This is a genomic window from Bradyrhizobium sp. 14AA (genome assembly GCF_054185205.1).
The window spans coordinates 1-467 of record NZ_JAVAYM010000146.1 but is presented as its reverse complement, the minus strand read 5'-3'; the positions used below and the strand labels follow the sequence as shown (position 1 = coordinate 467).

The 467-nt window shown below is 61.9% G+C and carries 1 protein-coding gene; it reads right to left on the bottom strand.

The window, feature by feature from the left end:
- The coding region (locus tag RAD15_RS43735; RefSeq protein ID WP_458184850.1) for a hypothetical protein at positions 1–441 on the bottom strand (441 nt) is incomplete at its 3' end.
- Positions 442–467 lie beyond the last annotated feature (26 nt).

The window sequence follows — 467 nt, the reverse complement described above, 5'->3', positions numbered from 1 at the left end:
CAGAATGCGATCCCCTGCCCGCCAGCCATCGCTTGCGGCAGGGCTGTTGGCCGCGACATGGACGATGGAAAGTTCATTGCCACCCGGTGCCAGCCCGAAGCCGCTGTGGTCCTCGAGCATCGGCAACCCGCGCCGCGCCGGTCGCAACCATATCTTCCCCCCAGAAACATCGAGCACGACATCGAATTGAGAGATCAGAGGAAACCCGATACTTCCAAGGGCACTTTTGGAGGCCCAGCTTGATGGAGCGAGGGTTGGCACCGAACGGACGGGGAATCCGCCCAGTTTGACTTCGTTCGCAATGAAGGCAGCGGCCAGCCTAGTACCATCCACCCCTCCGATCGCCGCCGTCGATTGTCTGACCCCGTCCAGAAGTCGGTGTTCCTCAACATATGCGCGATCCAGCATCAGCGCGGTCGAGCTGCCCAAGTCGAAGAGCATGGGCGTATCGGGAAGCCCGGCTACGG